Source organism: Nocardioides luteus, assembly GCF_015752315.1.
Lineage (GTDB): Bacteria > Actinomycetota > Actinomycetes > Propionibacteriales > Nocardioidaceae > Nocardioides.
The window spans coordinates 4,549,674-4,572,030 of record NZ_JADOVJ010000001.1 but is presented as its reverse complement, the minus strand read 5'-3'; the positions used below and the strand labels follow the sequence as shown (position 1 = coordinate 4,572,030).

21 protein-coding genes are annotated in these 22,357 nt (G+C 70.5%); 9 read left to right on the top strand and 12 right to left on the bottom strand.

Annotated features, from left to right (window positions below; genetic code table 11):
* Positions 1–47: 47 nt before the first annotated feature.
* The gene (locus HD557_RS21910) at positions 48–1,769 is read left to right on the top strand and encodes a serine/threonine-protein kinase (RefSeq protein WP_196875447.1); all 1,722 of its coding nucleotides are present in this window, start codon (positions 48–50) and stop codon (positions 1,767–1,769) included.
* Here the strand turns inward: HD557_RS21910 and HD557_RS21905 are convergent, their stop codons facing one another.
* Positions 1,770–2,756: an LLM class F420-dependent oxidoreductase gene (locus HD557_RS21905; protein WP_196875446.1), complete on the bottom strand. Its 987-nt coding sequence runs from the start codon at positions 2,754–2,756 to the stop codon at positions 1,770–1,772.
* Positions 2,757–2,830: 74 nt separating this feature from the next.
* Complete coding sequence (locus HD557_RS21900) at positions 2,831–3,568, bottom strand: SDR family NAD(P)-dependent oxidoreductase (RefSeq protein WP_231381479.1); 738 nt, start codon at positions 3,566–3,568, stop codon at positions 2,831–2,833.
* Positions 3,569–3,662: 94 nt separating this feature from the next.
* On the opposite strand from HD557_RS21900, the gene meaB reads away from it, so the two are divergent.
* Both meaB and HD557_RS21890 read left to right on the top strand, forming a co-directional pair.
* Positions 3,663–4,643 carry a methylmalonyl Co-A mutase-associated GTPase MeaB gene (gene meaB / locus HD557_RS21895; protein ID WP_196875445.1) on the top strand — a complete coding sequence of 327 codons (981 nt, stop codon included), beginning with the start codon at positions 3,663–3,665 and terminating at the stop codon, positions 4,641–4,643.
* 12 nt (positions 4,644–4,655) lie between these two features.
* The gene (locus tag HD557_RS21890; protein WP_008363990.1) at positions 4,656–5,843 is read left to right on the top strand and encodes an amidohydrolase; all 1,188 of its coding nucleotides are present in this window, start codon (positions 4,656–4,658) and stop codon (positions 5,841–5,843) included.
* A gap of 73 nt (positions 5,844–5,916) precedes the next feature.
* Here HD557_RS21890 and HD557_RS21885 read toward each other — a convergent pair whose 3' ends face one another.
* From HD557_RS21885 to HD557_RS21870, 4 genes are all read right to left on the bottom strand, one after another.
* Positions 5,917–7,200 (bottom strand): ABC transporter permease, encoded by a 1,284-nt coding sequence (locus HD557_RS21885; protein WP_196875444.1) that lies wholly within the window; start codon positions 7,198–7,200, stop codon positions 5,917–5,919.
* Between the two features lie 2 nt (positions 7,201–7,202).
* Positions 7,203–8,492 carry an ABC transporter permease gene (locus tag HD557_RS21880; protein ID WP_196875443.1) on the bottom strand — a complete coding sequence of 430 codons (1,290 nt, stop codon included), beginning with the start codon at positions 8,490–8,492 and terminating at the stop codon, positions 7,203–7,205.
* A complete protein-coding gene (locus HD557_RS21875) occupies positions 8,489–10,003 on the bottom strand; it encodes an ABC transporter ATP-binding protein (protein ID WP_040757438.1) in 1,515 nt (504 codons plus the stop codon). The genes HD557_RS21880 and HD557_RS21875 overlap by 4 nt, the downstream gene beginning before the upstream one ends.
* Before the next feature lie 95 nt (positions 10,004–10,098).
* Positions 10,099–11,187: a BMP family lipoprotein gene (locus HD557_RS21870; protein ID WP_196875442.1), complete on the bottom strand. Its 1,089-nt coding sequence runs from the start codon at positions 11,185–11,187 to the stop codon at positions 10,099–10,101.
* 180 nt (positions 11,188–11,367) lie between these two features.
* Here HD557_RS21870 and HD557_RS21865 point away from each other — a divergent pair, with 180 nt between their 5' ends.
* From HD557_RS21865 to HD557_RS21855, 3 genes are all read left to right on the top strand, one after another.
* The gene (locus HD557_RS21865) at positions 11,368–11,781 is read left to right on the top strand and encodes a cytidine deaminase (RefSeq protein WP_008363980.1); all 414 of its coding nucleotides are present in this window, start codon (positions 11,368–11,370) and stop codon (positions 11,779–11,781) included.
* Positions 11,782–11,837: 56 nt separating this feature from the next.
* On the top strand, positions 11,838–13,121 hold the full coding sequence (locus HD557_RS21860) for a thymidine phosphorylase (protein ID WP_008363978.1): 1,284 nt from the start codon (positions 11,838–11,840) through the stop codon (positions 13,119–13,121).
* Positions 13,122–13,315: 194 nt separating this feature from the next.
* Entirely contained in the window at positions 13,316–14,359 is a 1,044-nt protein-coding gene (locus tag HD557_RS21855) for a S66 family peptidase (RefSeq protein ID WP_196875441.1), read from the top strand.
* A gap of 2 nt (positions 14,360–14,361) precedes the next feature.
* On the opposite strand, the gene HD557_RS21850 is transcribed toward HD557_RS21855, so the two are convergent.
* Positions 14,362–14,817 carry a MaoC family dehydratase gene (locus tag HD557_RS21850; RefSeq protein ID WP_008363975.1) on the bottom strand — a complete coding sequence of 152 codons (456 nt, stop codon included), beginning with the start codon at positions 14,815–14,817 and terminating at the stop codon, positions 14,362–14,364.
* Between the two features lie 35 nt (positions 14,818–14,852).
* On the opposite strand from HD557_RS21850, the gene HD557_RS21845 reads away from it, so the two are divergent.
* Positions 14,853–15,932, top strand: coding sequence for an adenosine deaminase (locus tag HD557_RS21845; RefSeq protein ID WP_196875440.1), 1,080 nt, complete (start codon positions 14,853–14,855; stop codon positions 15,930–15,932).
* Here the strand turns inward: HD557_RS21845 and HD557_RS21840 are convergent.
* Positions 15,907–16,518, bottom strand: a complete 612-nt coding sequence (locus tag HD557_RS21840) for a uridine kinase family protein (protein WP_008363971.1) — start codon at positions 16,516–16,518, stop codon at positions 15,907–15,909. The genes HD557_RS21845 and HD557_RS21840 overlap by 26 nt on opposite strands.
* A 44-nt stretch (positions 16,519–16,562) precedes the next feature.
* Entirely contained in the window at positions 16,563–17,240 is a 678-nt protein-coding gene (deoC, locus tag HD557_RS21835) for a deoxyribose-phosphate aldolase (protein WP_008363968.1), read from the bottom strand.
* A 45-nt stretch (positions 17,241–17,285) separates the two neighbouring features.
* Here deoC and HD557_RS21830 point away from each other — a divergent pair, with 45 nt between their 5' ends.
* A complete protein-coding gene (locus tag HD557_RS21830; protein ID WP_008363966.1) occupies positions 17,286–17,855 on the top strand; it encodes a hypothetical protein in 570 nt (189 codons plus the stop codon).
* Positions 17,856–17,875: 20 nt separating this feature from the next.
* Here HD557_RS21830 and HD557_RS21825 read toward each other — a convergent pair whose 3' ends face one another.
* Genes HD557_RS21825 through HD557_RS21815 form a run of 3 tightly spaced genes read right to left on the bottom strand, consistent with a single transcriptional unit; the run spans position 17,876 to position 20,829 of the window.
* Complete coding sequence (locus tag HD557_RS21825) at positions 17,876–19,525, bottom strand: phospho-sugar mutase (RefSeq protein ID WP_008363964.1); 1,650 nt, start codon at positions 19,523–19,525, stop codon at positions 17,876–17,878.
* A 34-nt stretch (positions 19,526–19,559) separates the two neighbouring features.
* Complete coding sequence (locus HD557_RS21820) at positions 19,560–20,357, bottom strand: purine-nucleoside phosphorylase (RefSeq protein ID WP_008363962.1); 798 nt, start codon at positions 20,355–20,357, stop codon at positions 19,560–19,562.
* A gap of 19 nt (positions 20,358–20,376) precedes the next feature.
* Positions 20,377–20,829: a gamma-glutamylcyclotransferase family protein gene (locus HD557_RS21815; protein ID WP_196875439.1), complete on the bottom strand. Its 453-nt coding sequence runs from the start codon at positions 20,827–20,829 to the stop codon at positions 20,377–20,379.
* 72 nt (positions 20,830–20,901) lie between these two features.
* On the opposite strand from HD557_RS21815, the gene lpdA reads away from it, so the two are divergent.
* Positions 20,902–22,305 carry a dihydrolipoyl dehydrogenase gene (gene lpdA / locus HD557_RS21810; protein WP_008363959.1) on the top strand — a complete coding sequence of 468 codons (1,404 nt, stop codon included), beginning with the start codon at positions 20,902–20,904 and terminating at the stop codon, positions 22,303–22,305.
* Positions 22,306–22,357 lie beyond the last annotated feature (52 nt).

Sequence of the window (22,357 nt, the reverse complement as noted above, 5' to 3'; positions counted from 1 at the left end):
GGAGTTTGTCCTCGCCGGGGGCGTCGGGCTCGTCTAGCCTCAGAGCTGTGACGGACCTACGCCCCGGGCGGGCATCCGGGAACGGGCTGGTGAGGGTGGGGGCGTATGAGCTCCTCACCAAGCTCGGTGAGGGCGGCATGGGCGTCGTCCACCTGGCCCGCCACGAGGAGACCGGCGAGCGGGTGGCGCTGAAGGTGCTGCGTACGCATGTCGTGGGGGACGAGGAGACCCGGGCCCGGCTGGAGCGCGAGGTCCGGTCGCTGCGGCAGGTGCGCAGCCCGTGGATCGCCGAGATCGTCGACGCCGACCCCTACGCGGACCTTCCCTACGTCGCGACCCGCTACGTCCCGGGGCCGACGCTCCACGACCGGATCAAGGACGACGGGCCGGTCCTCGGCGAGGACCGGTTCTGGCTGGCCCGCTGCCTCGCCGACGGCGTCGCCGCCTGCCACGACGCCGGCGTTCTGCACCGTGACGTGAAGCCCTCCAACGTGGTGATGGAGGGACGTACGCCGGTGCTCATCGACTTCGGGCTCGCCCGGGTCGCCGACGATCCCAAGATCACCCTGACCGGGTGGCTGGTCGGCACACCGGGCTACCTGGCGCCGGAGATCCTGGAGGGGACGCCCGCGACGCCGGCCAGCGACGTGCACTCGTGGGCGGCCACGACCGCCTATGCGCTGCTGGGCAGGCCGCCGTTCGGGACCGGACCGTCGATGGCCGTCCTGGATCGCGTACGCCGCGGCCAGCACGATCTCGACGGGATCGAGGGCTCGATGCGCGAGGTCCTGACGGCGGCGCTGGCGACCGATCCCGTGGACCGACCGGGCCTCGAGGAGCTGCGGGAGTGGCTGATGGAGCCCGAGGTGCCATGGTCCGGGGGCGACGCCGCGGCGGTGACGAAGGTGCTGCCGCTGACGATGCCGCTGGCCGCCGCCCCCGTGGACGCAGAGCTGAAGCCGACGCTGGTCGACCCGGACGCTGCCGGCGACGCGGTGACGGAGGTCGAGCCGCCGGAGGTGGAGGAGGTGCCGCCGACCGCGGTGACCGTCGCCGACGCGCCGGCCGAGCCGCTGGTGGTCCGCCGGTTCGACCCGCAGCAGCCGCCACCGTCTGCTCCGCCGCGCGAGCCCGGGTGGAGCCCGCCCAGCAAGCACGCCAACCTCAAGCGCTGGCCGGGCCCGATGCACTTCCTGATCCTGGTCGCGCTCGCCTCGATCCTCGCCGGGATCGTGGCCGCCTACCCGTTCCTGGGCGCCACCCTCCTCGGCGTCGGCGTCTGGCTGCTGCGCGCCGCGTCGCTCGCCTCCGACCACCTGACGAAGCGCCGCGAGGCGCGCGGACGGAAGTGGTACGACGGGCCGTGGGCGCTCATCCGCTCGCCGTGGGACCTGGTGCGCGCCATCCCCGGCACGGCAGCGCTGACCGTGCTGACCGGCGTGATCGCGGCCGCCGTCGGCGTGGGTCTCCTGGCGCTGGGGATGCCGCCGGCCGCCGTGCTCTACGCCGCCGCGATGACGTTCATGTCCGCCGCCTGGCTCGCCTCGCAGCGGGTCCGCGACACCGTCGGGCCGGTCGCCCGCGCCGCCTCGTCGCCTTCCCAGCGATGGGTGGTCGCCGTCGTCGGCCTGGCGATCATCGCCGCCGGCGTCGCCTGGTACGTGCTGCAGGTGGGTGTCTCGTGGACGCCCCTGGACGACGTTCGGTCGAGCCAGCTCCCTGACGCCCTCCGCGACGTCCTCCGCGACGTCCTGCGGCGTGCTCGGTGATCAGGGCGCGGCCGCGCGGAGCCGCTCGAGCAGCGGCCCGGCGGCCTCGGCCAGGAACCGGTCCTGGGTGTCGTCGCCGATCTGCACCAGCGCGACGTCGGTGAAGCCGGCCTTCCAGTAGGCCGAGACCGCCTCGACGATCGCGTCCAGGTCGGGACCGCACGGCACCGACTCGGCGACGTCCTCGGGACGGACGAGCTGGGTGGCCGCGGCGAAGCCGGCCGGCGTGGGCAGGTTGGCGTTGACCTCCCAGCCGCCGCTGAACCAGCGCATCTGCTCGTGCGCACGGCGTACGGCGGTCTCCTCGTCGGGGTCCCAGCAGATCGGGATCTGGCCGATCGCGCGGGCCTCGGAGCCGATCGGCTTGGCGCCCTCGACACCGTTCCAGGTGTCGACCAGCGACGCCTCGGGCTCGACGGCGATCAGGTGGTCGGCGAGCGGGGCGAGCTCCTCGATGGCACGTTCGCCGCCCACGGCGAGCCCGATCTCGACGGGCTCCTCGGGGACGTCCCAGATGCGGGCCGAGTCGACCTGGAAGTATTCACCACGGTGGTCGACGAGCTCGCCGGTGTGCAGGTCGCGGATGATCCCGACCGCCTCGCGGAGCATCGCGTGCCGCTCCTGGACCGCGGGCCAGCCCTGGCCGACGACATGCTCGTTGAGGTTCTCGCCGGAGCCGAGGCCGAGCCGGAAACGGCCCTCGGCGAGCAGCTGGACGGTCGCGGCCTTCTGCGCCACCACGGCGGGGTGGTAGCGGAGCGTCGGGCAGGTGACGTACGTCATCAGGCCCACGCGCGAGGTCGCATGGGCGACCGCGCCGAGCACGCTCCAGGCGTACGGCGCGTGCCCCTGCTCGGTCAGCCACGGTGAGTAGTGGTCGCTCATCACCTCGAAGTCGAAGCCGGCCTCCTCGGCGGAGGTGGCGTAGCGGACGAGGTCGCGAGGTCCGCTCTGCTCGGTGAACAGGGTGTAGCCGAGATTCGTCATGATCGTTCTGTACCCATGTCCTGGGTGGCCATTCGTGTTGCGGTCTCACACCCTGCCGCGACGCGGCGCTGTGGTCACAGCCGCGCGAGGAGCGCTCCGCCGTGGATGCCGACGACCTGTCCGGTGGTGAACCCGGCGTCCGGCGAGGTGAGGTGAGCCACCAGCGCGGCGATCTCCTCCGGGGCGCCGGGACGTCCGACGGGGATCTGCGAGGTGCGCTGCGCGATCAGCTCAGGGCTGCGGCGGGAGTCCCAGAACTCGGTGTCCGGTACGAAACCGGGAGCGACCGCGTTGGCGGTGATCCCGTCGGCCGCGACCTCGGCCGCGAGGCCAGTGATCCAGGTGTTGATCGCGCCCTTGGAGGCTCCGTACGACCCCGGGCCGCGCAGCGCCGCGATCGAGCTCATCGCGACGATCCGGCCACCGGGCCGAGCCAGTCTGGGCAACAGCGCTTCGACCGGGAGCACCGCGGTGAGCACGTTGAGCCGGTAGTCGGCCGCCCAGTCGTGGGCCAGCGCCTCGAGGTCGTCGCCGGTCGAGGGCGTGAGGCCGCCGGCATTGAGGACGAGCACGTCCACGCGGTCCGGGCAGGCATCGGCCAGGGCACGTACGTCGCCCGGGTCGGCGCAGTCGGCGACGACGTACGTCACCCGGTCGGCGCCGACGGCGGCGTTGATCTCCTTGGTCGCGGTCTCGAGCACCTCCGCCCGGCGACCGACGATGGTCACCTCGAGCCCGTCCGCCGCCAGCCGATCCGCGATCGCGCGTCCCAGCCCGGTCCCGCCGCCTGTCACCACCGCTGTTCTCGTCATCTCGGTCACGTCGGTCGAGCGTACCGGCGCTCACCAGGCTCCGCTGGTCGAGCCGGGCCGCGGGATGCCGGGTGTTTTGGCTAAGGTGCTGGGCATGCCAGGGCCCGACGTACAAGACCTTCTCGACGGCATCAGCGACGGCAAGCGGGCGGCGGTGTCACGGGCGATCACCTTGGTGGAGTCGACCAAGCCGCAGCACCGCGACATCGCGCGCGAGCTGCTCACCAAGCTCCCCGCGGGCGACACCGTGCGGGTCGGGATCTCCGGCGTCCCGGGCGTCGGCAAGTCGACCTTCATCGAGGCGCTCGGCAGCCGGCTGACCGCCAACGGCCTCAAGGTCGGGGTGCTGGCCGTCGACCCGTCCTCCGTACGCACCGGCGGCTCCGTCCTGGGCGACAAGACGCGCATGCAGCGCCTCTCGGTGGACCCCAACGCCTTCATCCGGCCCTCCCCGAGCGCCGGGACGCTCGGCGGGGTCGCCCGGGCGACCGTGCAGGCGATGGCGGTGCTGGAGGCCGCCGGCTACGACGTGATCCTCGTCGAGACGGTCGGCGTCGGGCAGTCCGAGGTGACCGTGGCCGGGATGGTGGACACGTTCCTGTTCCTCACCATCGCGCGCACCGGCGACCAGCTGCAGGGGATCAAGAAGGGCATCCTGGAGATCTCCGACGTGATCGCGGTCAACAAGGCCGACCCCAACGACCCTCACCGCGCCCAGGAGGCGCGCGCGGCCGCGCGCGAGCTCGCCGGCGCCCTCCGGCTGGTGCGGTCCCGCGAGGAGTGGGCGCCGCCGGTGATCACCGCCTCTGCGCTCCACGACGACGGGGTCGACTCCGTCTGGGAGCAGGTGATGGCGCACCGCGCCCACCTCGGCAAGGACGGCCTGCGCACCAAGCGGGCCGAGCAGCAGCTCGACTTCACCTGGGCGCTCGTCCGGGACGAGCTCGACCAGCGGCTCAAGCACTCCCCGGGCGTCAAGGCGATCCGCGACCAGATCCGTGGCGAGGTGCTTTCCGGCGAGCTTCCGGCGACCGTGGCCGCGGACAGGATCCTGGCCGCCTACGACAAGGATTAGTCTGGCGGGACCATGCTGGAGCCTGCTGCCTTCCTCGCCGAGCGAGTCGATGCCTACGATGCCGAGCTGATCGACCTGCGCCGGGACATCCATGCCCACCCGGAGCTCTCCTGGCAGGAGCACCGCACCACCGAGCTGATCGCCGAGAGACTGGAGAAGGCGGGCTGGCAGGTCGACCGGCCCTCCGCGACCGGTCTCATCGCTGATCTGGGCGAGGGGGAGAGGGTCGTCGCGCTGCGCGGCGACATGGACGCGCTGCCCGTCGACGACGTCACCACCGACATCTGGACGAGCACCGTTCCCGGGGTCGCCCACGCCTGCGGCCACGACGTGCACACCACGGCGCTGCTCGGCGCCGGCCTCGCCCTGGCCGACCTCCACCGCGAGTCACCGCTGCCCGGGGGCGTACGCCTGCTGTTCCAGCCCGCCGAGGAGGTCATGCCGGGCGGGGCGCTGCACCTGATGAGCCTGGGTGCGCTCGACGACGTGGAACGGATCTTCGCGCTGCACTGCGACCCGACCGTGGACGTCGGCCGGGTCGGGATCCGCTCCGGTGCGCTGACCAGCGCGGCCGACCTGATCGACGTCCACCTCAGCGGCACCGGCGGTCACACCTCGCGCCCGCACCTGACCGGCGACCTGGTCTTCGCGCTCGCCAAGGTGACCACCGAGCTGCCCGTGATCCTGAGCCGGCGGATGGACCCGCGCGCCGGCGTGAGCGTGGTCTGGGGCAAGGTCACCGCCGGCCAGATCCACAACGTGATCCCCGCCCACGGCTCGGTCGGCGGCACCGTACGCATCCTCGACAGCGACGCCTGGAGCGAGGTCGAGCACGTGGTGCGCGAGGTCGTCGCCGAGATCATCGCGCCCTACGGCGTGAGCGCCGCCGTCGACTACACCCGGGGCGTCCCGCCGGTGAGCAACGACGAGGAGTCCCACCAGATCCTCGTCGACACGGTCCGGGAGGTCCTCGGGGAACGGGGCGCGGTCGTCTCCGCCCAGAGCCTCGGCGGCGAGGACTTCGGCTGGTACCAGGAGCAGGTGCCGGGATCGATGTTCCGGCTCGGCGTACGCACCCCCGGCGGCCCCACCTACGACCTCCACCAGGGCGACCTGCGCATCGACGAGCGAGCGGTGGGCGTCGGCGCCAAGGTGCTTGCCGCCGCCGCCCACCGCACACTCGCCCCGCCGAATCGGTAGAAGTGGCGGCCGAGAACGCACGTGTGGGCGACGAAACGGCAGTTTCGTCGCCCACAGGTGCAGTTTCGGCGGGTCAGCCCTTTCGGTAGGGCACGCCGTCAGCGGCCGGTGCACGCGAGTTCCCGACGAGCCCGGCGACGGCGAAGATGGTGACGACGTAGGGCAGCATCAGCATGAACTGCGACGGCACCGGCGAGCCGATGACCGAGAGCACCGACTCGACGTTGGACGCGAAGCCGAAGAGCAGCGCCGCCAGCGTCGCCTTGATCGGGTCCCACTTGCCGAAGATGACCGCGGCCAGCGCGATGTAGCCCGCACCACCGGTCATCTCACGCCCGAACGACGGCACCGAGACGAGCGTGTAGGTGGCCCCGCCGATGCCCGCGATCGCACCCGCCAGCAGCACAGTGCGGTAGCGGGTCGCGATCACGTTGATGCCGACCGTGTCGGCGGCCTTCGGGTGCTCGCCGACCGCGCGGACCCGCAGGCCCCACTTGGAGCGGTAGAGCGCCCAGGCGACCAGGATCACCGCGGCGTACATCAGGTAGACCAGCACGGTCTGGCGGAAGAAGATCGGCCCGATGACCGGGATGCCGGACAGCAGCGGGATCGGCAGGCGCGGGAAGTGCGGCGGGTTGTTGAGCGCGGCCGCGTTCTCCGAGAGCACCTGCGAGAACATGAAGCTGGTGAAGCCGATGACGAGCACGTTGAGGACGACACCGACGATGACCTGCTCGACCCAGTAGGTGATCGCGAAGAGGCCGAGCAGCAGCGCGATCAGCATGCCGGCGAGCATCGCCGCGATCAGGCCCGCCCACGGCGAGCCCGTCAGCGAGGCGGTGATCGCCGCGCCGAAGGCGCCGAAGAGCAGCTGGCCGTCGATGGCGATGTTGACCACGCCCGCCCGCTCACCGAGTACGCCGCCGAGCGCACCGAACACCAGCGGGACCGCGAGCGCGAGCGCGCCGGCGAGCAGACCGACCACGGGCAGGGTCTTGCCCGCGACCGCCCAGGCCAGGAAGCCGGACACCGCGACGACCGCGAACACCGCGACCACGGCGAGGTGCGTCTTGCGGCCGGAGTAGGCGTTCCAGGCTGCGTACGCCGTGGCGATGAGGCACAAGGCAACGGCCGTCCAGACGATGCCGTTGGCCGGCAGCGTGATGTCGGGGATGGCGAACCAGTCGCCGTCGCGGCTCCACCGGAAGGTGGAGTCACCCGCGCGAGGGCGGACGAGGACGAGCAGCGCCACCAGCACGGTGAACGCCGCCATCACGCCGGGCGTCTTCCACAGACCCGGGATGCGCTCGGCGACGGCGGGTGCCTCGGAGTTGACCGGAAGATCGACGGTGGACACGGTCAGGCCTCCTTCGTGGGGAGTCGGAAGATCGCCTTCACCAGGGGCGGTGCGGCGAGGAAGAGCACGATCAGGGACTGGATGACCAGCACGATGTCGACCGGGATGCCCTCGGAGGCCTGCATGAAGAAGCCCCCGGACTTGAACGCGCCGAACAGGATGCCGGCGGCCAGGATGCCGAACGGACGCGAGCGGCCCAGCAGCGCGACGGTGATCGCGTCGAAGCCGATTCCGGCGTCGAGGCCGCTGGTCGCACCGTCGGTCACCGAGCCGAGCACCTGGTTGACGCCGGCCAGCCCGACCAGGGCGCCGGAGATCAGGAACGCGCTGAAGTAGGCGACCCCGACGTTGATGCCCGCCGCCCGTGCGGCCGACGGGTTCTCACCCACGGCCCGGAACCGGTAGCCGAGCGAGGAGCGGTTGAGGATCCACCAGACCAGGAACGTCGCCAGCACGGCGAGCAGGAACCCGGCGTGCAGGTTGAACTGCGGGCCGAGCAGGTCCGGCAGGATCGCCGACTCCGGCATCGGCGACGACTTCGGGTTGCCCGAGCCCGGTGCCTGGAGCAGCGACTTGCGGGTCAGCGCGTAGAAGACCAGGTAGTAGCCGACGTAGTTGAGCATGATCGTCACGATCACCTCGTGGGCCCCGGTGAGGGCCTTCAGGAGGCCGGCGATCCCGCCCCACAGGGCCGCGACCAGCGCACCGACGAGGACCGCCAGCGGCAGGTGCACGATCATCGGCAGGTCGAACTTGACCGCGACGAACGCGGCGGCGGCGCCGCCGAGCAGCATCTGCCCGCGGCCACCGATGTTGAACAGCCCGGCGCGGAACGTCAGGCCGATGCCGAGCCCGGCCAGGGTCAGCGGCGCGGCGTACTTCAGCGTCTCGGTGATCGGCTTGATCTGCTGGACGAACGTGCCGCCCAGGTCGTTGAAGACCGCACCCCGCCACAGCGAGACGTACGCCCCGGAGATGGCCTCCCACGCGTAGTAGAACGTGTCGGAGGGGCGGGCGAAGAAGTAGGAGAGCCCGTAGCGGACGTCCTCGTCGGTGAAGAGGATCATCAGCGACCCGAAGAACATCGCGAGCACCACCGAGAGCACCGCCACGAGCGCGTTGCCGGTGGTGATCTCCCGCAGCGCCACGTGCCAGCGGCTGGCCTCGGGCACCCGGTCGCTGTCGGAGGCGACCTTCGCCGCCCCGGTCTGCTCCGAGGGCTCAGTCGTCTCTGTCGGCTCGGTCGTCTCGGTCGTCTCGGCCGGTTCGTTCTCCGGCCCCTTCTCGCTCACGCTTCGCTCCCTTCAGGAGACTCGCCGGCCATCATCAGGCCGAGGGTGTCGCGGGAGGTGTCGGCGGGGACGATGCCGACGACCCGCCCGCGGTAGAGGACCATGATCCGGTCGGCGAGAGCGGCGATCTCGTCGAGCTCGGAGGACACGACGAGCACCGGGACGCCAGAGTCCCGTGCCGCCACGATCTGCTTGTGGATGAACTCGATCGACCCGACGTCGACGCCGCGCGTCGGCTGGGCGGCGACGAGGAGCCGCAGGTCACGAGAGAGCTCGCGAGCGACGACGACCTTCTGCTGGTTGCCGCCCGACAGCTGCCCGGCCAGGGTCGAGACCCCAGGGGCGCGTACGTCGTACTCCGCCAGCTTCTCCTTGGCGAAGGTGTCGAGCTTCTTGAGGTTCAGCGAGCCGCGGGAGACGAAGGGCTCGTCGAAGCTGCGGTTGAGCATGAGGTTCTCGGCGATGGTGAAGTTGCCGACCAGACCGTCGACCTGCCGGTCCTCGGGGATGAACCCGATGCCGGCCTCGAGCGCCTTGCGCACCGAGCGGCCGACGATCTCGCGGCCGTCGAGCTTGATCGAGCCCTCGACGTGCGGAGCCAGGCCGACCATGGCCTCGGTGAGCTCGGTCTGTCCGTTGCCCTGGACACCGGCGACGGCCAGGATCTCTCCGGCGTCGATGTGGAAGCTGATCCCGTCGACGTGGACGTAGCCGTCCTCGTCGGCCACCGTCAGGTCGGAGACGACCAGCGCGCGCTCGCCCGGCTGGGCCGGGTCCTTGTGGACCTTGAGCTCGACCGGGCGTCCGACCATGAGGGCGGCGAGCTCGGCGTTGGACGCCTCCGGGGAGGCCTCGCCGACCACGGCGCCACGGCGGATGACCGTGATCCGGTCGGCCACCTCGCGGACCTCGCGCAGCTTGTGGGTGATGAACACGATGCCGGTGCCGGACTCCTTGAGCTGGCGCATGATCGCCATCAGCTCATCGGTCTCCTGCGGCGTCAGCACGGCGGTCGGCTCGTCGAAGACGAGCACCTCGGCGTCGCGCGAGAGCGCCTTGATGATCTCGACCCGCTGCTGCACGCCGACGGGGAGGTCCTCGACGAGCGCGTCGGGATCCACCTGGAACCCGAAGCGGTCGGAGATGTCCCGGACCTGCTTGCGGGCGGCGTCGAGATCGAGCTTGCCGGCGAAGCCGGTGGCCTCGTGGCCGAGCATGACGTTCTCGGCGACGGTGAAGACCGGGATGAGCATGAAGTGCTGGTGCACCATCCCGATGCCGGCGGCCATCGCGTCGCCGGGACCCTTGAATCGCTGCGGCTCGTCGTCGATGAGGATCTCGCCCTCGTCGGCCTGGTAGAGGCCGTAGAGCACGTTCATCAGCGTGGACTTGCCCGCGCCGTTCTCACCGAGGAGGCAGTGGATCTCACCTGGCTCGATCGTCAGGGAGATGTGGTCGTTGGCGACCAGGGAGCCGAAGCGCTTGGTGATGTCGCGAAGCGCGAGTCTCATGGCACGGATCATTCCTTGCAGGGGTGGAGAAGTTCCAAAGTACGTGGCGAGGGGGCCGGGTCCCCGGCCCCCTCGCGTTGCTCGTCAGAGCAGGATCACTTGGCCAGGTAGGAGTTGACCTTGATCGAGCCGTCCTTGATGCCGGCGGTGACCTCCTCGATCTCGTCGGGGAGAGTCTCGGACACCTTGGACTCGAAGTTGTGGAACGGCGCCAGGCCGACTCCACCGTTCTCGAGGGTGCCGACGTACGGCGTCGCGTCGAACTTGTCGTCGCCGGCGGCGACGATGACGTCCTTGGTGGACGTCTTCATGTTCTTCAGGATCGAGGTGAGCACGACGTCCTGGGTGTTCGGGTCGGTCTCGTAGAAGTCGGCGTCGACACCGATCAGGGCGACCTCCTTGCCGGAGTCCTCGATCGCGGTGAGCGCACCCTGGTAGATCGGACCGCCGACCGGCAGGATCACGTCGGCGTTCTGGTCGATGATCTGGCGGGCGGTGTTGGTGGCCTTCTCGTTGGCGACGAACTCACCGGTGAAGGAGCCCTTCTCGCCACCCTCGTAGCCGACGACCTTGACGTCCTTGTTCTTCGTCTTCGCGTAGTACTCCACGCCCTGCTTGAAGCCGTCCATGAAGATCGTGACGGTCGGGAAGGGCTGGCCGCCGTAGGTGCCGACGACTCCGGTCTTGGTGTAGTCGGCGGCGACGTAGCCGGCCAGGAACGCGGCCTGGGCGGTGTCGTAGAGGATCGGCTTGATGTTCTCCGCGTCGGTCTTGCCGTCGAAGTCGGCGTCGGCCGCGTCGTCGATCAGGACGTACTCGGTCTCCGGGTTGGCCTTGGCGGACTCGATGGTCGCGGCCGAGAGGGCGAAGCCGACGGTCACGATGGTGTCGCAGCCCTGGCCGGTCAGGCCCTCGAGGTTGGCCTCGTAGTCGGCCTCGCTGTTGGACTCGACATCCTTGTACTTCGAGCCCAGCTCGTCGGCAGCTTCCTTCACGCCCTCGAAGCTGAGCTGGTTGAACGACTTGTCGTCGAACCCGCCCGAGTCGGAGACGATGCAGGGAAGGTAGTCGCTGTTGCCTTCGCCTGCGCGCTCGGCCGGCGCTTCCCCACACGCGGCAAGGGCGGCAGCGGACAGGACCGCTGCGACGCCGCCGGCGGCGGCCTTCTTCATGGTGTTCTTCACTGGTGCCTCCAGGTCGTTGCTCCGCAAATCACGGCGCAAAGGACATTCATGTCCGAACGTTCTCCCCAATGACCGAGCAACGCCAGGGATTACGCGAACGGTTACCAACTTTTGATCTCGACGAAGCCTAAGCCTCGTAGCTTGTCTTCCGGTTGTCCGGACAGGCTTTAAGGTCGAACCATGACCGAGAAACAGACGTACGCCACAGAGGGCTTTGACTGGGAAGGCCTGCGTGCGCAGGCGGTCGAGGCCGCAAAACATGCGTACGCGCCCTACTCCAACTTTTCCGTCGGAGTGGCCGGGATCGCCGACGACGGGCGCCTCCTCCAGGGGTGCAACGTGGAGAACGCGGCCTACGGGGTCACGCTGTGCGCCGAGTGTGGCCTGGTCTCCTCGCTGCACATGACCGGTGGCGGCAAGCTCACCCACGTCGTCTGCGTCAACGGCTCCGGCGAGGTCATCATGCCGTGCGGCCGCTGCCGCCAGCTCCTGTGGGAGAACGGCGGCGCCGAGCTGCTGCTGATGACCGTCTCCGGCGTGAAGCCGATGTCCGAGGTCCTTCCCGACGCCTTCGGTCCGGAGGCGCTGGCGTGACGAGGGCGAGCGACGCCCGGTAGGGGGCTGTGGCGGTCGCGCTTTACGCTGTCCGTATGGCGGAACATGATGCGGTCGAGGTGATCCTCGCCAAGCGCGACGGTGGCGAGCTGAGCGACTCGCAGATCGACTGGATGATCGCGGCGTACACCCGAGGGGTGGTGGCCGAGGAGCAGATGTCGGCGCTCAACATGGCGATCCTGCTCAACGGGATGTCGCGGCGCGAGATCGCGCGGTGGACGGCGGCGATGATCGCGTCGGGGGAGCGGATGTCGTTCGACTCCCTGGACCGGCCGACGGCCGACAAGCACTCCACCGGCGGGGTGGGCGACAAGATCACGCTGCCGCTGGCGCCGCTGGTGGCCGCGTGCGGGGTGGCGGTGCCGCAGCTGTCCGGGCGCGGGCTCGGCCACACCGGCGGCACGCTCGACAAGCTCGAGTCGATCCCCGGGTGGCGCGCGTCGCTGTCCAACGAGGAGATGCTGGCCCAGCTCGGGTCGGTCGGCGCGGTGATCTGCGCGGCCGGTGAGGGGCTGGCCCCGGCCGACCGCAAGCTCTACGCGCTGCGCGACGTCACCGGCACCGTGGAGTCGATCCCGCTGATCGCCTCCTCGATCATGTCCAAGAAGATCGCCGAGGGCACCGGGGCGCTCGTGCTCGACGTCAAGGTCGGCGCCGGTGCCTTCATGAAGACGCTCGATTCCGCGCAGGAGCTGGCGCGCACCATGGTCGACCTCGGCACCGACGCCGGGGTCAACACGGTCGCGCTCGTGACCGACATGGCCACGCCGCTCGGCCTGACCGCGGGCAACGCGATCGAGGTGGCCGAGTCCGTCGAGGTCCTCGCCGGCGGTGGTCCTGCCGACGTCGTCGAGCTCACCGTCGCGCTCGCCCGGGAGATGCTGTCGGCTGCGGGCGTGTCCGGTCCGGATCCGGCCGAGGTGCTCGCCTCCGGCAAGGCGATGGACGCCTGGCGGGCGATGATCTCGGCCCAGGGCGGCGACCCGTCCGCACCTCTGCCGGTCGCGCGCGAGACCCACGTGGTCACCGCGCCTTCGTCCGGTGTGCTGACCCGGCTCGACGCGATGGCCGTCGGCCTCGCCGCCTGGCGCCTCGGTGCCGGACGCGAGCGCAAGGAGGACGCCGTCCAGGCCGGAGCCGGGGTCACCTGGCACGCCCGCCCGGGTGACTCGGTCACGGCCGGCGCGCCGCTCTTCACGCTCCACACCGACACCCCGGAGCGCTTCGACCGGGCCCTCGCCGCGCTGGAGGGTGGCTACGAGATCGGCGACGGGGCTGCGTACGAGGCGACGCCGCTGATCCTCGACCGGATCGGCTGACAGACCCGCCGTCGGTCGAGCCCGCGAGCGCCAGCGAGCGGTGTCGAGACCAACACGGTCCCCTGTCGCGCTAGATGGGACCGTGTTGGTCTCGACACGGATTCGTTCGTTCCTCACGAATCCGGCTCGACCAGCGAGGGCGACCGGTCGATAACCGTTGGTACCGCCAGCCGCCGTACGGCCAGACTTCGGGCATGGAGATCGTCAAGCCACCCAAGGCCGCCGCGGGCGACAAGGTCGCCGTGCTGTCACCCTCGTTCGCGGCGCCGGGGGTGGGGCCAGCGATCCACGAGCAGGCGCTGGCGCGGCTGACCGAGGTCACCGGGCTGGTGCCGGTGGAGTACCCGACGACCCGGAAGCTCGGGGCGTCGGCCCAGGAGCGCGCGGCGGACGTGAACGCCGCGTTCGCCGACCCGGAGATCCGGGCGGTGCTGGCGACCATCGGCGGCGAGGACCAGATCACCGTGATCCCGCACCTCGACCCCGAGCTGGTCCGGAAGGACCCGAAGCCCTTCCTCGGCTACAGCGACAACACCAACCTGCTCAACTGGCTGTGGACCAACGGCGTCGCCGCGTTCCACGGCGGCTCGACCCAGGTGCACCTCGGTCCGGGGCCGGCGCTCGACCCGATCCACGAGGCCTCGCTGAAGGCGGCCCTCTTCACCGGAGAGCGGCTCGAGATCACCGAGCCGGGGGAGTCCGAGGACATCGGCCGCGACTGGAACGACCCGCGCGCGCTGACCGAGTGCGGCGAGCGGGAGCCGACCGAGCCGTGGACCTGGGCGGGCCCGGCCCGCACCGTGACCGGCCGCACCTGGGGCGGCTGCATCGAGATCCTCCAGTGGGTGCTCACCGCCGGACGCTTCCCGGCCGACCCGGGCGTGCTCGCGGGCGGCGTACTCCTGCTGGAGACCTCCGAGGAGCTCATCCCCGCGCAGGAGTTCGCCTGGATCACGCGTGCCCTGGGCGAGCGTGGGCTGCTGGAGGCGATCGACGCGGTGGTCGTCGGGCGCCCGCCGACCTCCGACTTCGAGCGGAAGCCCGGCGCCGAGGAGCGGGCCGCGAAGCGCGCCGAGCAGCGGGACGCGGCGATCGAGACCGTCGCCCGCTACAACCCGGACGCGGTGGTCGTCGTCGGCCCGCCGTTCGGGCACACCCGACCCCAGTGGGTCCTGCCGTACGGCGGCGAGATGACCGTCGACGGCAGTGCCCGGAGGCTGTGGGCGGACTACTCCTGAGGTCAGCCCTCGAGCAGCAGCACGACCGACTCCGCGACACACGCGGGCTTGTCGGAGCCCTCGATCTCGATGGTCGTCTTCACCACGAGCTGGAGTCCGGTGGGGAGCTCGGTGACCTCGCCGAACGAGACGACCGGACGGATCCGGGAGCCGACCAGGACCGGCGTGGGGAACCGGACCTTGTTGAGGCCGTAGTTGAGCTTGGCGCCCGGGGTCTCCAGCGAGTAGACGCTCACGCCGAGGTAGGGGATCAGCGACAGCGTCAGGTAGCCGTGGGCGATGGTGCCCCCGAACGGGCCCTCCTTGGCCCGCGCCTCGTCGACGTGGATCCACTGGTGGTCGCCGGTGGCGTCGGCGAACGCGTTGACGCGGTCCTGGTCGACCTGGAGCCATTCGCCGGTGCCGATCTCGGTGCCTGCAGCGTCGGAGACTTCTTCGAGAGTGGTGAATTTGCGCACCCCCGGAATCTAGTCCGATAGGGAACAATAGGCCCATGAAACCGTCCGACATGCAGATCAAGGCCGCGCCGAAGGTGCTGCTCCACGACCACCTCGACGGTGGCGTACGTCCCTCGACCCTCATCGAGCTCGCCGCCGAGGTGGGCCACGAGCTTCCCGAGGGGACCCAGGACGATCCGGTCGCGCTGGAGGAATGGTTCGTGACCAGCGCGGACTCGGGCTCGCTGGAGCGCTACCTCGACACGTTCGCGCACACGCTCGCGGTCATGCAGACCCTGCCGGCGCTGACGCGGGTGGCCCGTGAGTGCGTCGAGGACCTGGCCGAGGACGGGGTCGTCTACGCCGAGGTCCGCTGGGCGCCCGAGCTCCACCTGGCCAACGGCCACGAGCCGGACGAGGTCGTCGCCGCCGTCCAGGCCGGGTTCGACGAGGGCATGGCGGCCGTCGCGGCGACCGGGAAGAAGATCGTCGTACGCCAGCTGCTGACCGCCATGCGGCAGGCGGCCCACGCCACCGAGATCGCCGACCTCGCGGTGGCGTGGCGCGACCGCGGGGTCGCCGGGTTCGACATCGCCGGGCCGGAGAAGGGCTTCCCGCCGAGCCGGTTCCTGGCCGCGTTCGAGCACCTGGCCGCGGAGAACATGCGCTTCACCATCCACGCCGGCGAGGGCTTCGGACTTCCCTCGATCTGGGAGGCCGTCCACCCCTGCGGCTGCGACCGGCTCGGTCACGGCGTACGCATCGTGGAGGACATCACGGTCGAGGAGGGTGAGGCGCCGCGGCTCGGCCGGCTCGCTGCCTACGTCCGGGACCGGCGGATCCCGCTCGAGCTCTGCCCGCGCTCCAACATCCAGACCGGGGCCGTGAAGTCGATCGCCGAGCACCCCATCGGGCTGCTCTACGACCTCGGCTTCCGGGTCACGATCAACACCGACAACCGGCTGATGTCACGCACGTCGATGTCGGCGGAGATGGCCGGGATCGTGGAGGCCTTCGGCTGGGGCCTGCCCGAGCTCCAGCGGCTGACGACCAACGCGATGAAGTCCGCGTTCATCCCCTACGACGAGCGGGTCGACCTGATCCACGAGATCAAGGACGCGTACGCCGCCTTGTGAGCTGCTGGACCGCGACGTAGCCGTGCTTCGGGTAGACCGCGGTGCAGCCCTTGGCGACCGCGTCCGCGACTACCCGCGGCTGCGCGCGCATCAGCGCCAGGCCACGCCTGACCAGGACGAACGGTGGTTTGCGGCGCTCGCGCAGGTCGCGGGTGAGCCGGCGCCAGAAGGTCACCGTCGGCGACTGGGTGACGCAGTAGGCAGCAGCCAGCAGTCCGGCGTCGCGGCACTCGGCCACGATGTCCTGGGCGAAGATCCCCTCGGCGACGAAGAACGGCTCGTCCCCGAGGGTCAGCTCCTGCCAGCCGGTGCGGCCGTCGTGGGCGATGTCGTAGACGGGTACGTCGGCGGTCCCCGCCTCGCACAGCGCCGCGATCGCCTTCACCGCGTCAGCGGGCAGCCAGGAGTCGGGGTGGTCCCAGTCGACCAGGCCCGCGTTCGGGCCCTCGGTGATCCGGGGGAGCGAGGGGTCGGAGCCGTCCTTGTAGAAGTCGTCCAGCCGGAGGACCGGGAGGCCCAGCCGCTCGGCCAGACGGGACTTGCCGGCACCCGAGGGGCCGGCGAGGACGATGACCTGAGCACGCACCGGAGCATTCTCCCCGAGAGTGCGCGAAAGTCAGTAGCCGGGACTCAGTAGCCGGCGCCGGAACCCGCCCCCGGCGCCCCGGCGAGCAGGGCGCGCGAACCCGAGACGCCGAGCCGGTTGGCGCCGGCGGCGATCATCTGCTCGGCCTGCTCCATGGTGCGGACGCCGCCCGAGGCCTTGACGCCGATGTCGGGGCCGACGGTCTTGCGCATCAGCTCCACCGCGTGGACGGTGGCGCCGCCGGCGGGGTGGAAGCCGGTGGAGGTCTTCACGAAGTCCGCACCGGCGCGGACGGCGGCCTGGCAGGTGCCGATGATCTCGTCGTCCTCCAGCGCGGCGGACTCGATGATCACCTTCAGCACCGTCGGGGCCGGAACCGCGGCGCGGACGGCGGCGATGTCGGCCTCCACGTCGGCGTAGCGCTTCTCCTTGGCGGCACCGATGTCGATGACCATGTCGATCTCGTCGGCGCCGGCCTCGACGGCGGCCGCGGCCTCGGCGGCCTTGACCGAGGAGATGTGCTTGCCGCTCGGGAAGCCGCACACGACGGCGAGCTTCAGCTCGGCCGGCGCGGTGACCGGCAGCATCGAGGGCGAGACACACACGGAGTAGGTGCCGAGCTCGGCGGCCTCCACGATCAGCGCCTCGACGTCGGCGTGCGTCGCCTCGGGCTTGAGGAGGGTGTGGTCGATCAGCTTGGCGATCTCTGTGGAGGTAGGCACGGCCTCAGCATAGGCATTCTCGGGTCGCGGGCTAATGTTTGCGCCGTGAATGACGATCAGCCCGAGGAGTGGTTCCGCAACTCCAGCAGCACCGCATGGGGTTTCCTCTCCGCAGGAGCCGCGATCGTGGTCATCGTGGTCGACGCGGTCACCGGCTGGCACCCCGAGACGACGGCCGGCGGCGTGCTCTTCGTGCTGGTGGCGTACGCCGCCTTCATCCGCACCAAGGTCGGGGTCAGCCAGGGCGACTTCGTGCTCAACCACCTCTACTCCACGGTGCGCTTCCCGATGGCCGCTCTGGAGAGCGTCTCGGTCGGCCGCACCCTCGGTGCCTACGCCGGCGGCCGCACCTACGTCAGCGGTGCCGTCGGGCGTCCGATGCGCGAGGCGGTCAAGGGCTCCAAGCGCGAGCACAAGCCGCTCAGCAACCACGTCGACTTCATCGAGGACCGCCTCAACGCGCTGGCCCAGGACGCCCGCGACCGGCTCCGGATCAAGCGGGACTCCGACGAGCAGTTCGCGCTCGCCGAGGACGTACGCCGCAGCTGGGACTGGCCGCTGATCGCGGTCACGCTCGCGGTGGCCGTCGTGTTCGTCGTCCTGCTCGTGCTCTGAGCGATCGGGGTAGTCCGGCTCTAGACGCCGAGGGCGGCGCGGATGTCGACCTTGAGCGCCCCGAGCGCGATCTCGGCGTCGGCTCGGGCGTCGGCGAGCGCGGACGCGTCCGCGACCGGCTGCACGACCTCGAGGTAGCACTTGATCTTGGGCTCGGTGCCGCTGGGCCGCACAATCACCCGCGACCCGCCGGCGAGCTGGTAGCGGATGCCGTCGGTCGGCGGCAGGCCGCCGATGCCGGTGGTGAGGTCGTCGAGCTGCTGCACGGCGGCCCCGGCCAGGGCGGTCACCGGGCGTTCGCGGAGCCGCTGCATCGCGGCGGCGATCTGGGCCGGGTCCTCGAGCCGTACGGAGAGCTGGCTGGTGGCGTGCAGGCCGTGCTCGACCGCGAGGTCGTCGAGCAGGTCGGCCAGGCCGCGCCCCTCCGCCTTCAGCGACGCCGCCAGCTCGCACAGGAGCAGCAGCGCCGAGATGCCGTCCTTGTCGCGTACGTGCTCGGGGTCGACGCAGTAGCCCAGCGCCTCCTCGTAGCCGAAGGCGAGCCCCGGCGCGCGGGAGATCCACTTGAAGCCGGTGAGCGTCTCGGAGTAGGCCTGCCCGGCGGCCGCGGCGATCTTGCCGAGCAGCGAGGAGGAGACGATCGAGGCGGCGTACGTCCCGGTCACGCCCTTGCGGATCAGGTGGGTCGCCAGCAGGGCGCCGACCTCGTCACCGGTCAGCATCCGCCACTTCTTGCCGACCGGGATCGCGGCGGCGCAGCGGTCGGCGTCGGGGTCGTTGGCGATGACCAGGTCGGCGCCCTTCTTGCCGGCCAGCGCCATCGCCCGGTCCATCGCGCCCGGCTCCTCGGGGTTGGGGAAGGCGACGGTCGGGAAGTCGGGGTCGGGCCGTTCCTGCTCCTTGACCACGACCGGGTCGGGGAAGCCGGCGAACTTCATCGCCAGCTGCACCAGGTCGCCGCCGACGCCGTGCAGCGGCGTGTAGACCGTTTTGAGGTCGCGCGGGCCGCCCTCCTCGAGTAGCCCGACGACCGTGTCGAGGTAGCTGTCGACCAGGTCCTCGCTGATCGTCTGCCCGGCCGGTCCCTGTGGCACCGAGCTCACCTTGTCGACCGCCGCGATCCGCTTCGCGATCTCGACGTCGGCCGGCGGCACGATCTGCGACCCGTCACCGAGGTAGACCTTGTAGCCGTTGTCCTGGGGCGGGTTGTGGCTGGCAGTGACCATCACGCCGGCGCTCGCGTTCAGGGCCTTGACCGCGTAGGCCAGCACCGGGGTCGGCAGCGAGCGCGGCATCACCAGCGCCTGCAGGCCCGCCCCGGTCATCACCTGGGCGGTGTCCTGGGCGAAGACGTCGGAGTTGTGCCGGGCGTCGTAGCCGATCACCACCGGTCCCTGCGCGCCGGTGGCGAGCAGGTAGCGGGCCAGCCCCGCGGCGGCCTTGATCACGACCACGCGGTTCATCCGGTTGGGACCGGCTCCGAGCGCGCCGCGCAGCCCGGCGGTCCCGAACTGGAGCATGCCGGAGAACCTGTCGGCCAGCTCGGCGACCGCGCTCGGGTCGGAGGAGGACAGCAGGCTCTCGAGCTCCGCCCGGGTCTGGGCGTCGGGGTCGTCGGCGAGCCATTCCCTGGCCTGGACGACGAGCGCGGACTGATCGGTGGGGACCATGGACCAGACCCTAGGTCATCGGGTGCCCGGAGGCTCAGATCTTGGGCAACAGGTCGCCGAGAAGTGCACCCATCCGGGTGGCGGCGCTGCGGCCGGCCTCGAGGACCTCGGCGTGGTCGAGGGGCTGGTCGGAGATGCCGGCGGCCAGGTTGGTGACCAGCGAGATCCCGAGGATCTCCATCCCGGCCTCGCGGGCCGCGATCGCCTCGAGGGTGGTCGACATGCCGACGAGGTCACCGCCGATGATGCCGGCCATCTTCACCTCGGCCGGGGTCTCGTAGTGGGGTCCGGGGAACTGGACGTAGACGCCCTCGTCGAGGGAGGCGTCCACCTCCTTGGCGAGGCCCCGCAGGCGCGCGGAGTAGAGGTCGGTGAGGTCGACGAAGTTGGCGCCGACCAGCGGAGAGGCCGCGGTCAGGTTGATGTGGTCGCGGATCAGCACGGGGGTGCCCGGCGACCAGGACGGGTTGAGCCCGCCGCAGCCGTTGGTGAGCACCATCGTCGAGCAGCCGGCCGCGGCCGCGGTGCGGACCGGGTGCACGACCGCCTCGACGCCCTTGCCCTCGTAGAAGTGGGTGCGGCTCAGGAAGACCAGCAGGTTGCGACCGCTCGCCGACCGGATCGAGCGGATCTTGCCGCTGTGACCGACGACCGCGGCGGCGCTGAAGCCGGGCAGGTCGGTGGTGTCGATCTCGGTGTAGTCCTCGCCGAGCGCCTCGGCGGCGGGCAGCCAGCCCGAGCCCAGCACCAGCGCGATGTCATGCTTCTCGACGCCGGTCTTCTCCGCGAGCGCGGCGGCGGCTTCCTTGGCGAGTTCGTAAGGCGTGGTCACTCGCTGATTCTAGACTCGCTCAGTCGTTTGACCGGCACGGGCGCGTACGCAGCGCATGCACGTAGTCGTCGGGAGCCCCGGCCGCCTCGGCGGCGTCGGCCAGCGCGCCCAGGTGGCGCGCGTAGGGGATGCCACCCTCGTACGTGTCCAGCACATAGGTCTCGCAGAGCAGCTCGCCCGTGAGCGCGGCGATCCGCACCTTGGTCTTGAAGTAGAGCCCGATGTCGGCCAGCTCCCACTTCTCCAGGGCCTCCATGTCCTGGTCCACCACGTCGTAGACCGCCACGAAGACCTGCTCGAACGGGTCGGGGACGATCGTCGCCGTCGGACCGTCGCCGAGCACGTTGTCCTCGCCCCCGAAGGTGAGCCGCCAGCCGTCCAGCCACCCGGTCGTACGCAACGGCGAATGCGGACACCGCTCACTCATCAGCGCCGGGTCGAGATTGACGCCATAGGCCGCGTAGAGAGTCACGGGTCACGAGGTTACCGCCCAGTCCTCACCCGCTTGGGATCTATCTGTTATTGGCGGTCTACCCTTGGATGCGTGACCCACTTTGATGTTCTCGTCCTCGGCGCTGGCCCCGGTGGCTACGTCGCCGCCATCCGTGCCGCCCAGCTCGGCAAGTCCGTCGCCGTCGTCGAAGACAAGTACTGGGGCGGTGTCTGCCTCAACGTCGGGTGCATCCCGTCCAAGGCGCTGCTGAAGAACGCGGAGCTGGCCCACACCCTCAACGACCCGAAGGAGAAGCAGAAGTTCGGGATCGAGGGTGAGGCCACGATGTCCTTCGGGCCGACCCACGCGCGCTCCCGCCAGGTGAGCGCCGGGATCGTCAAGGGCGTCCACTTCCTGATGAAGAAGAACAAGATCACCGAGATCGACGGCTGGGGCACGCTGACCGGTCCGAAGTCGATCACGGTCGCGAAGGACGGTGCCAACACCGACTACACCTTCGACAACCTGATCATCGCCACCGGCGCCACGGTCCGCAGCGTCCCGGGTGTCGTGCCGAACGGCCAGAACATTGTCACCTACGAGGAGCAGATCCTCGACGCCAACCTCCCGAAGTCCATCGTGATCGGCGGCTCCGGCGCGATCGGCGTGGAGTTCGCGTACGTCCTGAAGAACTTCGGCGTCGACGTCACCATCGTCGAGTTCCTCGACCGGATGGTGCCCACCGAGGACGCCGACGTGTCCAAGGAGCTGGCCAAGCACTACAAGAAGCTGGGCGTCAAGGTCCTCACCTCGACCGCCGTCAAGGGCGTCGAGGACACCGGCTCGGGCGTGAAGGTGACCGTCGCGCCGGCCGCCGGCGGCGAGGAGACCGTCATCGAGGCCGACAAGTTCCTCGCGGCCTTCGGCTTCGCGCCGCGCGTCGAGGGCTACGGCCTGGAGAACGTCGGTATCGAGCTCACCGACCGCAAGGCCATCGCGATCGACGGCCGCGGCCGCACCAACGTCGAGAACGTGTACGCCATCGGTGACTGCACCGGGAAGTTCATGCTCGCCCACGTGGCCGAGGCCATGGGCATCGTCGCCGCCGAGACCATCGCCGGCGCCGAGACCATGGAGATCAACTTCGACATGGTCCCGCGGGCGACCTACTGCCAGCCGCAGATCGGCTCCTTCGGCTACACCGAGGCGCAGGCCAAGGAGAAGGGCTACGACGTCAAGACCGCGTCCTTCCCGTTCTCGGCCAACGGCAAGGCGCAGGGCCTCGGCGACGCGGTCGGCTTCGTGAAGATCGTCGCCGACGCCGAGCACAACGAGCTCCTCGGCGCCCACATGATCGGCCCGGACGTCACCGAGCAGCTCCCGGCGCTGACCCTGGCGCAGCAGTGGGACCTGACCGCCGACGAGATCTCGCGCAACATCTTCGCCCACCCGACGCTCTCCGAGGCGGTCAAGGAGGCCGTCCACGGCATCGCGGGTCACATGATCAACTTCTGATCTCACCGACGAGGCCCGGATCCGCACGACCGCGGATCCGGGCCTCGTCGCT